The sequence below is a fragment of the Thermoanaerobacter mathranii subsp. mathranii str. A3 genome (genome assembly GCF_000092965.1).
GTDB lineage: Bacteria > Bacillota > Thermoanaerobacteria > Thermoanaerobacterales > Thermoanaerobacteraceae > Thermoanaerobacter > Thermoanaerobacter thermocopriae.
Map to the genome: position 1 here is coordinate 142501 of NC_014209.1, position 15724 is coordinate 158224.

Below are 15724 nucleotides of genomic sequence, written 5' to 3' on the forward strand. Positions count from 1 at the left end.
GCGTAAGTTTGCTGCCGTAGACCCGAAACCGTGCGAGCTACCCATGGCCAGGGTGAAGCCGGAGTAAGATCTGGTGGAGGCCCGAACCACGTTGGCGTTGAAAAGCCATGGGATGAGCTGTGGGTAGGGGTGAAATGCCAAGCGAGCACGGAGATAGCTGGTTCTCCCCGAAATAGCTTTAGGGCTAGCCTCAGGGAAGAGGCCTATGGAGGTAGAGCACTGAATGGGCTAGGGGCCAAGGAGGTTACCGAACCCTATCAAACTCCGAATGCCATAGGCGGGAACCTGGGAGTCAGACCACGGGTGATAAGATTCGTGGTCGAGAGGGGAACAGCCCAGACCTCCAGCTAAGGTCCCGAAGGGCATGTTAAGTGGGGAAGGAAGTGGGACTTCGGAGACAACCAGGATGTTGGCTTAGAAGCAGCCATACATTTAAAGAGTGCGTAACAGCTCACTGGTCGAGAGGTCCTGCGCCGAAAATGAACGGGGCTAAAACATGCCACCGAAGCTGGGGCTACCGCGTAAGGCGGTGGGGTAGGGGAGCGTACTGTACGGGGAGAAGGCCGAGTGTAAGCGAGGCTGGACTGTACAGTAGAGAGAATGCCGGCATGAGTAACGAGAGTAAGGTGAGAAACCTTACCGCCGGAAGCCTAAGGGTTCCTGGGGGAGGGTAATCCGCCCAGGGTAAGCCGGGACCTAAGCCGAGGCGAGAGCGTAGGCGATGGAGAAGGGGTAGAGAATCCCCTGCCACCGAGCAGGAAGCGAAGGGGTGACGCAGGAGGGTAGGCTGAGCGCGCGGTTGGTAGAGCGCGTCCAAGCCAGTAGGGTGCAGGATAGGCAAATCCGTCCTGCGTAGGGCCTGAGAGGCGAAGGGGAGGGAAAGAGAGTACCGAAGCAGCCGAGCCCAGACTGCCGAGAAAAGCCTCTAAGCGGTAAACTGCTTGGTGCCCGTACCGGAAACCGACACAGGTAGGCGAGGAGAGTATCCACAGGCGAGCGGGGGAACCCTCATTAAGGAACTCGGCAAAATGGCCCCGTAACTTAGGGAGAAGGGGTACCCATTGGGGTATAGGCCGAGCGCTGAAAGCCCTGATGGGTCGCAGAGGAGAGGCCCAAGCGACTGTTTACCAAAAACACAGGTCTCTGCTAAGTCGGAAGACGAAGTATAGGGGCTGACGCCTGCCCGGTGCTGGAAGGTTAAGGGGAGGGGTTAAAGCTCTGAACCGAAGCCCCAGTGAACGGCGGCCGTAACTATAACGGTCCTAAGGTAGCGAAATTCCTTGTCGGGTAAGTTCCGACCCGCACGAAAGGCGTAACGACTTGGGCGCTGTCTTGATGAGGGGCCCGGTGAAATTGTAGTACTCGTGAAGATGCGAGTTACCCGCGATTGGACAGAAAGACCCCGTGGAGCTTTACTGCAGCCTGTCACTGGATGCTGGTAGTTTCTGTACAGGATAGGTGGGAGACGTAGAAGGTAGGGCGCGAGCCTTACTGGAGTCGGCGGTGGGATACCACCCTGGGACTACTGGGATTCTAACCTATAGCCGAGGAGCCGGCGTAGGGACAATGGCAGGTGGGCAGTTTGACTGGGGCGGTCGCCTCCTAAAGGGTAACGGAGGCGCCCAAAGGTTACCTCAGCGCGGACGGGAATCGCGCGGGAGAGTGCAAAGGCAGAAGGTAGCCTGACTGTGAGAGGGACACCTCGAGCAGGGACGAAAGTCGGGCTTAGTGATCCGGCGGCAGTGAGTGGGGACGCCGTCGCTCAACGGATAAAAGCTACCCCGGGGATAACAGGCTGATCTCCCCCAAGAGTCCACATCGACGGGGAGGTTTGGCACCTCGATGTCGGCTCATCGCATCCTGGGGCTGAAGTAGGTCCCAAGGGTTGGGCTGTTCGCCCATTAAAGCGGTACGTGAGCTGGGTTCAGAACGTCGTGAGACAGTTCGGTCCCTATCCGTCGCGGGCGTAGGAAACTTGAGAGGGACTGCCCCTAGTACGAGAGGACCGGGGTGGACGAACCGATGGTGTACCAGTTGTTCCGCCAGGGGCACAGCTGGGTAGCCAAGTTCGGAAGGGATAAGCGCTGAAAGCATCTAAGCGCGAAGCCCGCCTCAAGACAAGGTTTCCCACCCGTAAGGGGGTAAGACACCTCGAAGACGACGAGGTAGATAGGCCGGGGGTGTAAGAGTGGTAACACTCTTAGCTGACCGGTACTAATCAGTCGAGGACTTGACCATAAGGCTTTGTGCAGTTTTGAGGGTCTAGGATTTCCGGTGGCGATAGCGGAGGGGAAACACCCGTTCCCATTCCGAACACGGAAGTTAAGCCCTCCAGCGCCGATGGTACTGCTTTCGCGGGAGAGTAGGTCGCTGCCGGTAAAATTTTACAAAAGCCCCCTTTATAAACTCCTGAAAAGGAGTTTATTTTTTTATATATATTTCCCATACTCCATTTAGAACTTCATCTATTTCCACTGAACAATTAAGCTTTAAAAAATATTCCTGTATGTTTTTTAAAGAACAGCTATGGTCCACCACGATTTTTAACATATCACCTTTTTCCATCTTTTTGTATTTTTCAATAGCCTTTAAAAGAGGTAATGGGCATATTTCTCCAAAAGTCATAAGTTCATGCATCATATTTTATCACCCTTAACAGAAGAAAGTTTTACCTGAGTTTTTGATAAAATCAATAAAATCAGACTTAATTTTTTTATGAATTTTTTTGTCATAGATAAGTGAATAGGTGTAATTAAACTCGATGTTATCTACTTCTACAATAGTGAGGGTTTTTGTATACAACTCTTTTTTTATGGAAATATAAGGCAGAATAGATAGACCGTGCCCTGCAGCAATTGAAGATTTTATTGATTCGATAGAAGGTGATTCCATTTCAATTTTTAATTTGTTTATGTCAATACCATATTCAAGAAGTGTCTCTTCGATTATTTTTCGCGAGGCACAGTTTTTATGAATGATAAAGAAATTATAATAGAATAATTTATTTTTTGGCAAATTTTTCAATTCCCAATTGCCACTAGCGACAAAATGCATTTTAAATTCTCCTAGAGGAATGCAATTTATATTTTCATCAGAATAACAGCCTTCAATAAATCCTATATCAGTGCCTCCTTCTTTTATGTGATGGATTACTTCATTGCTAAAATTGTGCTCTACGTGGAGTGTAATGTTTTTATTTTTCTTTTTAAATTCATGAAGAGCGCAAGGCAAAGCGTATTGGCCGATGGTAGGACAGCAAGATATTGTTAGTCTGTTTATACGGTCATTTTCACAACATTGTAGGTCTTGTATCATATTGTCATATAAATTTAAAATCCGTTCTGCATAATGATAAACTAATTCTCCTGCCGGTGTTGGAATTACACCTCTATTGCTTCTCTTTAAAAGAGTAGTTTTTAAATCTTTTTCAAGGGCTTTTATTTGCTGACTTATGGCAGGCTGAGATAGATACAATTCTTTTGCAGAAGATGAAATGCTTTTATAATAAACTGTTTTATAGAAGGCTCTCAAATTATTGATATTCATATGTCTCCCCCTTTTTTGATAAAAACTTGTCGAATATTGTTAAAGACATGACTTAATACAACGTTTAATTTAATTATACTACAAATTTGATATAAAGAAAACTTATATTGTATAAGATTTTTAAATGATAAAAGGACAAAAAGTTATAGTATAATACAATTGGAACGTTAAAATAATAACAAAGTTGGAGGGATATAAATGGAGGCGGTGAAAAAAAGTAAAAAGAAAAAGGCAAATCAGTTCCCTTATGGAGTTGCACTTTTAGTTGTAATTGTCATTATAGGCATAATTTTATCAAAGCAATCGACTAAGTTAGCAGTTTATTGGGCTTTTGGGATTGCCTTTGGCTTCGTTCTTCAAAAAGCTAGATTTTGCTTTACTGCATCTTTGAGAGACCCGGTTTTAACGGGTAGTACTTCACTTACCAGAGCTGTGATTGTAGCATTTATGATTGCCACAATAGGATTTGCCGCAATTCAATACAATGCTTATTTAAGAGGAGAAGCCATTCCTGGTAATATTGCACCTGTTGGAATACACACAGTGATAGGAGCTACAATGTTTGGGATAGGAATGGTCATAGCTGGAGGTTGTGCTTCAGGAACTTTGATGAGAGTTGGAGAAGGGTTTATGATGCAGTGGTTGTCAATAATATTCTTTATCATAGGTTCTTTATGGGGTGCAAGGGACTTTGGATGGTGGACCAAAGTCTCTATAGCTAAATCACCTAAAGTGTTTTTACCAGATGTATTTGGCTGGGGAGTTGCATTCTTTGGACAACTAATATTGTTAGGTCTACTTTTCATACTTGCAGAATGGTATGAGTATAAAAGATTTAATGCAAAAAATTAATTTTTAAGGAGGAGATTTGTATGGCAGAATACAGACTTGATTGTTTAGGAGAGGCTTGCCCAGTACCACTTTTGAAAACTCAAAAGGAAATGGAGAAATTAAAAGTTGGAGATGTATTGATTGTAGAGATAGACCATAGTTGTGCTATGAAAAATGTGCCAGAATGGGCAAGAAACATGGGATACAATGTAGAAATTGAAGAAGTTGATGATGGCCAGTGGGAAGTTTATATTGAAAAAACTAAGTAAAGGGAGGTGAAAGTAAATGAATTTCCAGGAGCATCCCTTTTTTAAGAAAATAATAAAAGATGCATGGAGTTATTGGACAGGAGCAGTCCTTTTAGGACTTTTAAATATAGCTTTATTCGCATTTTCTGGGCATCCATGGGGTATTACGACGACTTTTTCCTACTGGGGTGCGTGGATATTTAGAGCTTTAGGAGGACATCCAGAGACTTGGACTTATTTCCAAAACCCATCTCATGCAAAAGCACTCACTCAAAGTGTTTTCACAAATACAGGTTCAGTTCAGGATATAGGGATTATTTTAGGAGCTTTTTTGGCTACTCTTTTAGCTTCGCAGTTTAAAATTAAAAAGATAAAATCTCATAAACAAGTTGTTGCGGCTATACTTGGAGGTCTTTTAATGGGATATGGTGCAAGAATAGCTTTTGGATGTAATATTGGAGCATTTTTCAGTGGCGTATCATCCATGTCTCTCCATGGTTGGGTATATACAGTATTTATACTAATTGGAGCGTGGATTGGCAGTAAACTGTTAGTCAAATATTTTATGTAAATAATTAGGTGGCTTATAGCCACCTAAATTTTAGGAGGGGGTTTATATGGAAAAGAAAAAAGAATATTATGATGTAGTAGTTATTGGCGGTGGACCTGCTGGAATGACAGCAGCTATATATTGTGGACGTGCGAGACTTAAAACTCTTTTAATTGAAAAGTCTCTCGTTGGTGGCCTTGCCACATATACCAGTGAAATTGAGAATTATCCGGGATTTCCTGAACCAATTGCTGGACTTGAGTTGATGAAATTATTTGAGCAACAGACTAAAAGGTTTGGTGTTCAAATAAAGCTTACTGATGTAAAAGGCTTGAGAATAGAAGAAGACTATAAAGTAGTTTCTACTTTCCGGGTTGATTATTATGCTAAGGCTGTTATTATTGCGACAGGAGGCAAGCCAAGGCTTACAGGTGCTAAAGGGGAAGAGAACTTTTTATACGATAAAGGAATATCTTTTTGTGCCACGTGTGATGCGGCTTACTATACAGATAAAAAGGTTATGATAATTGGAAGTGGAGATGCAGCTATTGAAGAGGGAATATTCTTGACCAAGTTTGCGAGAGAAGTACACGTCTCCGTTATCCACGATGAAGGCATAATGGATGCAAACAAGGTGGCTCAAGAAAAAGCACTAAAAAATGAAAAAATGATATTCCATTGGAATACAATGGTTGAAGCTTTTGAAGGGAATGAAAGATTAGAAAGAGTTGTTCTTAAGAATTTGAAGACAGGAGAATTAATTCCTGTAGATGTAGATGGTTGTTTTCTGTTTATAGGTTATGTTCCTAATACAGAGATATTCAAAGGTCTAATAAACATGACACCTAAAGGTTATATTATAACTAACGAGAATATGGAAACTAATATTGACGGAGTATATGCTGTTGGAGATGTAAGAGATAAGTTTTTAAGGCAAGTTGCTACAGCGGTAGGAGATGGTGCAATAGCGGGTGTTATGGCAGAAAAATATATTGAGGAAACGGATTACTTTACGAATGAAATTTTGAAAGCTAAAGAGACAGTATTAGCATATGTTTACAATGCTGTTGAGGCAAAAGACAGAGAATATCTTATGAAGGTTGAGGAATTCCATAAAAAATATGCTGATAAACTGAAAATGTGTAGGATAGATATTTATAAGTCTGACAGACTTGCTAAGAGGCTGTATTGTGAAAAAGTACCTTGCATTGCTGTTGTAAAAGAAGGCAAGGTGGCAAAGCATATTTATGACTTAGAGGATTTTGAAAAAGAATTGCTTAGCTGTATATAAGAAAATGCCCTTTTGGGCATTTCAGCTTTGTTAACAAAGAACCAAAAATTATTTAAAGTAGATATTTTGCATCGTTGCTCCGAAGTTCCAAAGCGACAAAGCTAAAGCGCGACTTTCGGATTACGGCGGGGTACCGGGCACATTCGACGTCCTGTCTTAGGTGCCCGCCTCCGCCCTCCTTGGCTTCGGCCCCGCCTCCATCCTCAGTCTTGCTAAGTTTTGTTAGCGCTTTGTCACAAGTCGCAACTTATGTAAAATATCTACTTTGCGAAAGTTTGTCATCAGTCTGAAATGCCCTTTTGGGCATTTCTTTATTATATTGACTTTAATAGCAAAATGGAGGATACTATATTTAAAAACAGTGAAGAATGGAGGGATAAAAATGGGGAGAATCCTATGCGGTGTTGACTTAGGAGGGACAAAGATAAGTACAGGCCTTGTAGATGAGAAGGGCACTATTATAAAAAGCATAAAAATACCTACTATGGCTGAAAAAGGGCCAGAAGAAGTGATTTATCGAATAGAACGAAGTATCTATGATGTTTTAAAGGAAACAGGGTTGAAATTATCTGATTTAAAAGGGGTTGGTATTGGGTCTCCAGGGCCCCTTGATGCTAAAAGGGGGGTAGTTGTAAGTCCACCTAATCTTCCGGGTTGGAACAATGTTCCCATTGTGGATATTTTATCTCGTAAACTTGAACTTGAAGTAAAATTAGAAAATGATGCAAATGCTGCAGCTATTGGAGAACATTTGTTTGGCGCGGGAAGAGGTATAGACAATTTTGTGTACATCACTGTAAGCACTGGAATTGGTGGTGGCGTGATAATAGAAGGAAAACTTTATAGCGGAGAAAATTCAAATGCAGCTGAAATTGGGCATCATACTATAAATTTCAATGGACCTCGATGCAACTGTGGAAATTATGGCTGCTTTGAAGCCTTTGCTTCTGGCACAGCTATTGCAAGATTTGCACAACAAGGAATTCAAGACGGAGAGAATACAATGATAAAGGATTTAGCCAAAGATGGAGTGGTAAAATCAGAACATGTATTTGAAGCGGCAAAATTAGGAGACGAGTTTGCAAAAGTATTGGTAGACAAGGAAGCTTTTTATCTTGGAGTGGGAATATCAAATATCATGGCTTTTTATAATCCAAAAAGAGTTGCCATAGGTGGTGGCGTATCTACTCAATGGGAGATGCTTTATGATAAAATGATGGAAACAATAAAGGAAAAAGCTTTAAAGCCAAACGCTGCGGTGTGTGAAATAGTAAAAGCAGAGCTTGGAGAAAACGTGGGTGTTTTAGGAGCGGCAGCATTACTTTTATAAGAGGTGGAATATGAATAGGTGTCCTTGGTGTTTGGGTGATGACCTTTACATAAAATATCACGATGAAGAATGGGGAGTACCTGTTCATGAGGATAAAAAACATTTTGAGTTTTTGGTTTTAGAATCGGCACAAGCAGGTCTTAGTTGGATTACTATTTTAAAAAAAAGAGAAAATTACAGAAAGGCCTATGCTGACTTTGACCCTATAAAAGTGTCACAATATGATGAAAAGAAAATAGAAGAGCTTATAAAAAATAGTGGAATTATAAAAAACAGAAAGAAAATAGAGGCTTCAGTGCACAATGCAAAAAGGTTTATAGAAATACAACAAGAATTTGGGAGTTTTGATAAGTACATTTGGAGCTTTGTAGATTATAAACCTATAATAAATAAATGGGAAAGAATTGAAGATATACCTTCTAAAACTGAATTGTCGGATAAAATAAGCCGAGAGCTTAAAAAAAGAGGATTTATTTTTATAGGTTCTACTATTATATATTCATATATGCAGGCGGTAGGTATAGTAAATGACCATTTAATTAGTTGTTTTAGATATAAGGAATTAATTGAGACTTTTAAATAATACAGGCAGAGCCTGGTGCAATTTGATTAAGACTTGCTTTTTTTCTTTTAACAAAAAATATAATAAAATTGAAATATAAAAAGGTGAATATATTTTTGCACAAAAGGGAATAATTACATTAGAAAATTTTGAAAGATGGTGTTGACTATGGAAAGCATAGCAACAAGAAAGAAATGCTTTATATGCGAACAGCAATCAGAAGATGGAATAGAAGTATTAGGGAAATTTCTCTGTACAAATTGCCAAGAAAAATTAATAGATTTATCTCCTTTTGATGAAAGTTATGATTTTTACAAGCAAAAAATGATAGACATATGGGAAGGTTATATGAAGGGTATAAGGTATGAAAACCGGATGTAGGTCCGGTTTTCATATTTTTATGGTATAATCAAAGTAACAAGAAATTATGATTATACGGAGGATTGTATGACAGCTCCATTATATGAAGCCCTTATGGATTATGTAAAAAAACAGATTATACCCTTTCACATGCCAGGTCATAAACAGGGAAGGATTTTTCCAGAAGAATATCTTGTCAATTTAACAAAGATTGATCTAACAGAGGTACCAGGACTTGACAACCTTCACAATCCCGAAGGTCCCATACTTGAGGCACAAAAACTTGCAGCAAGAGCTTTTGGAGCGAAAGAATCTTTTTTTCTTGTAAATGGGACGACCTCGGGGATATATGCAGCGATGTACGCAGTTTTAGATCCCGATGATAAAGTGCTTATAATGAGAAATTCTCATAAATCTGTATATAACGGCCTTGTACTAACAGGAGCAGTACCTTTCTACATAAACCCGGAAATTGATTACGAAAGTGGCATCCCAATGGGAGTTAATATAGACAAACTAGAAGAATGTTTAAAGAAAAATGAGTCTATAAAAGCAGTTGTGATAACTTATCCAAATTATTATGGATTTTGTAGTGATATCGAAAAAATTTCCGATATCGTTCATAAATACCATAAAATTTTAATTGTTGATGAGGCTCATGGAGCTCACTTTCCTTTTTCTGGTAATTTACCTCTTTCCTCTTTACAGGTAGGTGCAGACATTGTAGTACAAAGTATCCATAAAACCTTGTCTTCTTTTACTCAAAGTTCTATACTTCATTTGAATTCGGACAGAGTAGATACAAATCGATTGAAATATTTTCTAAGCCTTTTTCAATCAACATCTCCTTCCTACCTTCTTATGTCTTCTCTTGACCTTGCAAGAGATTACATGGAGAAGGAAGGTAAAAACAGATTAGAAAAAGCGATTATTCTTGCTGATTATGCAAGACATGAGATAAACACTCTTGGGGGAGTAAGGTGTTTAGGGGAAGAAATATTAGGTAGCTTCGGCATTGTTGACTTTGACAAAACCAAACTTACTATAAGTGTAAAGAACTTAGGTATAACGGGGCCTGAAGCAGAAGGTTTTTTGAGGGAGAATTTTAATATACAAGTAGAGATGGCTGATACTTTTAATATACTTGCCATGATTACATTAGCAGATAATAAGGAAGAGGTTGAACTTTTAATAAAAGGGCTTGCAAATATGAAAAATCTAAAAAAAGATAAAAAATTAGAGGTAGAAATAGAAGATTATCCTGATGTTCCAGAAATGGTTTTAAAACCTGCTGAAGCGATAAGGCAAAAGACTAAATGGGTATCTTTGGAAGATGCGGAAGGCAGTATTTGTGCAGACTTTATTATTCCTTATCCTCCGGGAGTTCCGCTTGTGTGTCCAGGAGAGCGAATAAAAAAAGATATGGTAAAATATATAAATGTATTATATAATAAAGGTATTAAGATATTAGGTCTTAATAAAAATAACAGCCTATTGGTGTGTGAAATATGAAAGGGAAATTTATAAGTTTCGAAGGAATAGATGGATGTGGTAAGACTACTCAAATAAAGTTTCTGAAGGAGTATCTTTTAAAAAAGGGTTATAATATTTTGGTATTAAGGGAACCTGGAGGAACAAACGTAGGAGAAAAAGTGAGAGATATTTTATTGGATAAATATAATTTCATCTCTCCAGTCACAGAAATGCTTTTATACGCTTCTTCAAGAGCTCAGCTGGTGGAAGAGAAAATTTTGCCGGCTATTAAGGAAGGCAAAATTGTACTGTTAGACCGCTTTGTGGATAGTTCTTATGTGTATCAGGGTTATGCGAGGGGCTTAGGGATAGAAAAGGTTAAGATAGTTAATGAAATAGCTACAATGGGGATTTTGCCTGATGTAACAATTTATATAGACATTACTCCTGAAGAAGCGATGAAAAGGCGGGGCAAAAGAGAAGCAGATAGGTTAGAAAGAGAAAGTTGGGATTTTCATAAAAAAGTAAGAGAAGGGTATATTAAGCTTGTTAAAGAATATCCTAAAAGGTTTGTATTTATAGACGGAATGCAAGAGATTGTCAAAGTGCATCAAGACATAATTGATGCAGTAAAAAAATATTTGTTGTAAAGGAGGGTTAACATGAAGCTGGTGTTAGCTATTGTGCAGGACGAAGATGTGAGAAGACTTATGGATGGTTTGACGGAGGGAGGATTTAGCTTTACGAGAATAGCATCTACTGGAGGATTTTTAAGGTCTGGCAATACAACTTTGATAATAGGTGTAGAAGACGAAAAATTAGAAGATGTTATCAGCATAATAGAACAAAAATGTAAAACTCGCGATAGAATAATTACTTCTCCTACGCCTATGGGTGGTGCAACAGACATTTTCCTGCCTCAAGCTGTTGAAGTTACGATTGGTGGAGCTACAGTTTTTGTGTTAAATGTAGAAAAATTTCTCAGGATTTAGGGTGTTTGACATGAGGATTCAAGAAGTGAAATCTCCTAAAATTTCTTCTGATATAAAAAGTGAGTATAATAAGTCTAGAGTTACTAAAAAATTTATTGATACTTTTGATGAAGAATTAGATCAATTTCATCAAGACAAATTAAGTGAGATTTTATCAGAGATAGACAGTGCAGCACAAAAATTAAAAGAGAGTCTGACTTTGCAGGACTTAATTAATTACAAAAAACTTGTAAAGAAGTTTTTGCAAGAAGCGACAAATGGTATGTTAAAATACACAAAAAAAGAATATCTCGACGGAAGAGGAAGGAAGAAAATTTATTCTCTAGTAGAAAAAGTAAATGGCAAACTAGAAAAGCTTACAGAAGAATTTTTAAAGGATTCCAAACACTTAGAACTTTTAAAAATGATAGATGATATAAGAGGATTATTAATAGACATATATTCATAGGTGATAACGTGTATAGAATTTATGGGCATGAAACAGTATTAAATATTTTTAAAAATGTAATATCTCAAAATAAAATTTCAAATGCTTATTTGCTTGTAGGAGAAAAAGGCTTAGGGAAAAGATTTATGGCAGAGTATTTTGCCATAATGGTAAATTGCAAAAAGGAAACTGAAAAGCCTTGCTTTAAATGTAGCTCTTGCCTAAAGCTAATGGATAAAAATCATCCAGACGTATTTTTTATAGAGCCAGAGGAGAATTCTATAAAAGTTGATACCATAAGATATATAACTAACGAAATTAATATAAGACCTTATGAAGCTAACAAAAAAATTTTTATTATAGACCAAGCTGATAAAATGACTGTATCAGCACAAAATGCTTTTTTAAAAACTTTAGAAGAACCTCCCTTATATGGCCTTTTTATATTGATTGCATCGCAACAACAGAAGCTTCTCCCTACCATCATCTCTCGTTGTAATATAGTTCGCTTTGGTAAGGAAAGTAAAAATACCATAAAGAACTATTTAATATGTGAACAAAATATTCCCGAAAAAGAGGCAGAAGTGTTAGCTCATATTGCTGATGGAAATTTTGATCAAGCTAATAAATTAACTGATAACGAATATTTAAATTTTAGAAAAGAAACGATACAAGAAATAGAAAAAATTCTTACAATTAGGGGATTTGAAGTTATAGAAGAATTTGAATTTTTTGATAAAAATAAAGACAATATAGAAGAAATTTTGAAAATTATGCTTTATTATGTGAGAGATTTGTTAATTTATAAGGTTACAAAAGATGCCTCTTTTATTAAAAATATAGATTTTTTAAATAAAATACAACAAATGGAATCTCAATTGACTATTAATAAGCTCAATAATATAATTAATAAAATAGAACAGTTTAATTGGCAGATTAATTCAAATGTAAACTATCAATTAGCGGTAGAAAATCTACTTTTGGATATGGCAGGAGGTTTATAATTTTGGTTACTGTTGTAGGTGTAAGATTTAAAAAAGCGGGGAAGATATACTATTTTGACCCAGGAGATTTGCCAATAGAAATAGGGGACAAGGTTATAGTGGAAACAATAAGAGGAATAGAATTTGGCGAAGTAGTTGTCGGCATAAAAGAAGTAGCTGAAGAAGAGATTGTGGCTCCTCTAAAAAAAGTAATAAGGATTGCGACGCCAGAGGATGTGGAACATTATTATGAAAACAAGAAAAAAGAAGCTAAGGCTTTTGAGATATGTCTTGAGAAAATACAACAACATGGTTTGGAGATGAATTTAATCGATGTAGAATACACTTTTGATAACACCAAAGTCATATTTTATTTTACTGCTGAAGGCAGAGTAGACTTTAGAGAGTTAGTGAAGGATTTGGCTGCTGTTTTTAGGATGAGAATAGAACTGAGACAAATAGGAGTAAGGGATGAAGCAAAAATCATAGGAGGTTTAGGACCTTGTGGAAGGCCTCTGTGTTGTACCACCTTTTTAGGGGAATTTGAACCTGTTTCTATCAAAATGGCGAAAGACCAAAATTTGTCTTTAAATCCCACTAAAATCTCTGGCATTTGTGGCCGATTAATGTGTTGTTTAAAATATGAACAGGAGATGTATGATAAAATTAAAGCAGAACTTCCAAAAGTTGGTAGCATAATAAGAGTTGGAGATAAAGAAATGAAAATTGCAGAGGTAGATGTGATTAGACGAAAACTCAAAGTGAAAGTGAAAAATGCAGAAGGAATAGAGATAATAAAAGAATATGATCCTGAAGAAGTAGAAGTTATAGAGGAAAGGGAAGAAGAAATTGAAGAAAATTATGAAGGGGAACTAGAAAAAATAGAGGAAATAGAGGAATAAATTTCCTCTATTTTTTATTCTGCTTTTTTAAATAGAAAATACCACTTCCATAAAATATCCCGTGGGTTTATAATGATGTAAGAATACTATTAACTGGTTTTATCATATAAAAACTAAAAATTATTCTCTTAAAAGGGGCATAGTCATACAGCGAGGACCACCTCTTCCCCTTGAAAGTTCTGATCCTTCAATAGGGATTACCTTTATTCCTTCTTTTTCCATTATTTTATTAGATATTTCATTTCTGGAGTAGGCTACAATAACTCCCGGAGCAATAGCTAAAGTATTTGTGCTGTCGTTCCATTGTTCTCTTGCAGAAGTTATTGCATTAAGACCTCCTGTAGGTATTATATCTATTGTGTAAAGATTCAGAGCATTTTTTAATGCAGTTTGCAAATCTTTTTCTTGATTTATAGAGAAACCTTTTTCTTCTTTTATGATGCTAAATACTCTCAAATCGTTTTTTATTCCGGGATAAAACACAAATCTGTTTGTGTCAACCATTGTAAAAACTGTATCTAAATGCATATATGAGCGGTTTATAGGGATTTGCACTACTAATATTTTTTCAACAGAGGAACCTTTTTCAAATAAATTATGGGCTAGTTGTTCTATTGCCTGAGGGGTTGTTCTTTCACTACATCCTACTGCAATAACTTTTTCGCTTAATATCAGTACATCTCCTCCTTCTATGGAGTGAGGGTAACTATCATCATACCACCAAGGAACATTATTTTTTCTAAAAATTTCATGATATTTATAAATGTATTTTAATATCAAAGTCTCTGGCCTTCTAACTGCTGTTTTCATAGAACTTATCATTAAGCCACCATCTATCATTGCTCCGGGGTCTCTTGTAAAATAAAGGTTGGGCAGAGGCTTTATATAAAAATAATTGTCTTGGTATATGTATTCTGCTAAACCCATCATAGATTTTTTTATCTTTATTTCATTTAAAGCCAAACCTGCAATTGCTATTTCGGCAACATTGTTTGGAGATTTTTCTTTAAGGAATTCTTTTAAATAGTTATTGATTTTTGGAGAGGTTACTCCGTTTACTTGAAGTAATTCATCAATAAATTTTTCTTTTACATTTTCTTCTTTTAATATTTCTTCTAAAAGGTTTTGCAAATAAAGCACTTGGACGTTATTTTGTTGCAATACTTTTACAAAGTTGTCGTGTTCTTCTTGGATTCTTCTAACCCACGGGATATCATCGAAAAGAAGTTCGGATAAATTTTGCGGGGTCAATCTTTCCAATTCTTTCCCTGGCCTGTGCAAAATGGCCATTTTTAATTTATTTATTTCTGAAGATACGCGGGGAGCGGTAACTACTTTTGTCAACTTTTCCTCCTCCTAATGTTTAAACTCTTTATATAGTATACTGTGCACTACTTTAATTTTCAATACGTATTTAAAAAGTTAATAAAAACTTTTGATATTTGTGATAAAATAAATCGAGAATATTGTAGAGGTGATAGAATGTTGAAAGATGGAGAAAGATTAGACGAATTAAATTTAAAAAATTTAGTTATAATTCAACACAAGGATAAATTTAAATTTGGAATGGATGCGGTATTGCTTGCTAATTTTGTTACTGCTAAAAAAGGAGATAAAATTGTAGATTTAGGGTGTGGAACTGGCATAATACCTATATTAATTGCTGCTAAAACTTATGATACATTTATTTATGGTGTTGAAATACAAGAAGATATGGCAGATATGGCTACAAGAAGTGTAGTTATTAATAATATGGAAAAAAGAATAAAAATAATACAAGGTGATGTAAGAGGGATAGAAAAAACACTAGGATATGAAAAATTTGATATAGTTACTTCAAATCCTCCCTATATGCCAGTAAAAGCAGGGTTTGATAAAAAACGAAAATCTGAAAATATTGCGAGATACGAAATATATGGAGGACTTGAGGAATTTATAAAGGCTGCTTCAAAACTTCTAAAATTTGGGGGAAAATTCTTTATGGTTTATAGAGCAGAAAGATTAGTTGACATATTGTATTTTTTAAGAAAATACAATTTAGAACCTAAAAAATTAAGATTTGTATATCCTTATGTAGATAGTAAGCCCAATCTTCTTCTAATAGAATCTAAAAAAGGTTCTCAACCAGGTTTAAATATATTGCCTTCCCTTTATGTGTATGAAAAAAACGGGGAGTATACAAAAGAAATTGTAGAAATATACTCGAAAGAGAAATTAGAGGAGGGGTAG

At 37.0% G+C, this 15724-nt stretch carries 17 protein-coding genes and 2 rRNA genes (1 of these 19 cut by a window edge); 16 read left to right on the top strand and 3 right to left on the bottom strand.

What is annotated here, in order from left to right; genetic code table 11:
• Nucleotides 1–2238: ribosomal RNA gene (locus TMATH_RS00690) — 23S ribosomal RNA — on the top strand; it begins 733 nt to the left of the window's first position.
• Between the two features lie 32 nt (nt 2239–2270).
• Nucleotides 2271–2379 (top strand): 5S ribosomal RNA (rrf, locus tag TMATH_RS00695).
• Between the two features lie 42 nt (nt 2380–2421).
• Here the strand turns inward: rrf and TMATH_RS00700 are convergent.
• Together TMATH_RS00700 and TMATH_RS00705 are read right to left on the bottom strand one after the other, a co-directional pair.
• A complete protein-coding gene (locus TMATH_RS00700; protein WP_013149586.1) occupies nt 2422–2640 on the bottom strand; it encodes a sulfurtransferase TusA family protein in 219 nt (72 codons plus the stop codon).
• Nucleotides 2641–2652: 12 nt separating this feature from the next.
• On the bottom strand, nt 2653–3546 hold the full coding sequence (locus TMATH_RS00705) for a LysR family transcriptional regulator (protein WP_013149587.1): 894 nt from the start codon (nt 3544–3546) through the stop codon (nt 2653–2655).
• A gap of 198 nt (nt 3547–3744) precedes the next feature.
• On the opposite strand from TMATH_RS00705, the gene TMATH_RS00710 reads away from it, so the two are divergent.
• From TMATH_RS00710 to TMATH_RS00770, 13 genes are all read left to right on the top strand, one after another.
• The gene (locus TMATH_RS00710) at nt 3745–4398 is read left to right on the top strand and encodes a YeeE/YedE thiosulfate transporter family protein (RefSeq protein ID WP_013149588.1); all 654 of its coding nucleotides are present in this window, start codon (nt 3745–3747) and stop codon (nt 4396–4398) included.
• A gap of 20 nt (nt 4399–4418) precedes the next feature.
• Complete coding sequence (locus TMATH_RS00715; protein ID WP_003867363.1) at nt 4419–4646, top strand: sulfurtransferase TusA family protein; 228 nt, start codon at nt 4419–4421, stop codon at nt 4644–4646.
• A gap of 16 nt (nt 4647–4662) precedes the next feature.
• Entirely contained in the window at nt 4663–5196 is a 534-nt protein-coding gene (locus tag TMATH_RS00720) for a YeeE/YedE thiosulfate transporter family protein (RefSeq protein WP_012994254.1), read from the top strand.
• 46 nt (nt 5197–5242) lie between these two features.
• A complete protein-coding gene (locus tag TMATH_RS00725; protein WP_013149589.1) occupies nt 5243–6466 on the top strand; it encodes an NAD(P)/FAD-dependent oxidoreductase in 1224 nt (407 codons plus the stop codon).
• Between the two features lie 382 nt (nt 6467–6848).
• Nucleotides 6849–7796, top strand: a complete 948-nt coding sequence (locus TMATH_RS00730) for an ROK family protein (RefSeq protein ID WP_013149590.1) — start codon at nt 6849–6851, stop codon at nt 7794–7796.
• Nucleotides 7797–7806: 10 nt separating this feature from the next.
• On the top strand, nt 7807–8379 hold the full coding sequence (locus tag TMATH_RS00735; protein WP_013149591.1) for a DNA-3-methyladenine glycosylase I: 573 nt from the start codon (nt 7807–7809) through the stop codon (nt 8377–8379).
• 135 nt (nt 8380–8514) lie between these two features.
• Complete coding sequence (locus TMATH_RS00740; RefSeq protein WP_013149592.1) at nt 8515–8739, top strand: sigma factor G inhibitor Gin; 225 nt, start codon at nt 8515–8517, stop codon at nt 8737–8739.
• Between the two features lie 66 nt (nt 8740–8805).
• Nucleotides 8806–10230 carry an aminotransferase class I/II-fold pyridoxal phosphate-dependent enzyme gene (locus tag TMATH_RS00745; protein WP_013149593.1) on the top strand — a complete coding sequence of 475 codons (1425 nt, stop codon included), beginning with the start codon at nt 8806–8808 and terminating at the stop codon, nt 10228–10230.
• Nucleotides 10227–10841, top strand: coding sequence for a dTMP kinase (tmk, locus tag TMATH_RS00750; protein ID WP_013149594.1), 615 nt, complete (start codon nt 10227–10229; stop codon nt 10839–10841). Before TMATH_RS00745 ends, tmk begins: the two co-directional genes overlap by 4 nt.
• Before the next feature lie 12 nt (nt 10842–10853).
• Nucleotides 10854–11183, top strand: a complete 330-nt coding sequence (locus TMATH_RS00755; RefSeq protein ID WP_012994262.1) for a cyclic di-AMP receptor DarA — start codon at nt 10854–10856, stop codon at nt 11181–11183.
• Between the two features lie 10 nt (nt 11184–11193).
• Nucleotides 11194–11631, top strand: coding sequence for a YaaR family protein (locus TMATH_RS00760; protein ID WP_012994263.1), 438 nt, complete (start codon nt 11194–11196; stop codon nt 11629–11631).
• An 8-nt stretch (nt 11632–11639) separates the two neighbouring features.
• On the top strand, nt 11640–12614 hold the full coding sequence (gene holB, locus TMATH_RS00765) for a DNA polymerase III subunit delta' (RefSeq protein WP_013149595.1): 975 nt from the start codon (nt 11640–11642) through the stop codon (nt 12612–12614).
• 2 nt (nt 12615–12616) lie between these two features.
• Entirely contained in the window at nt 12617–13495 is an 879-nt protein-coding gene (locus TMATH_RS00770) for a PSP1 domain-containing protein (protein ID WP_013149596.1), read from the top strand.
• A gap of 120 nt (nt 13496–13615) precedes the next feature.
• Here the strand turns inward: TMATH_RS00770 and arcA are convergent, their stop codons facing one another.
• Nucleotides 13616–14839, bottom strand: coding sequence for an arginine deiminase (gene arcA / locus TMATH_RS00775; protein WP_012994266.1), 1224 nt, complete (start codon nt 14837–14839; stop codon nt 13616–13618).
• Nucleotides 14840–14977: 138 nt separating this feature from the next.
• Between arcA and TMATH_RS00780 the strand changes: the two genes are divergently transcribed.
• Nucleotides 14978–15724 (top strand): tRNA1(Val) (adenine(37)-N6)-methyltransferase, encoded by a 747-nt coding sequence (locus tag TMATH_RS00780; protein WP_013149597.1) that lies wholly within the window; start codon nt 14978–14980, stop codon nt 15722–15724.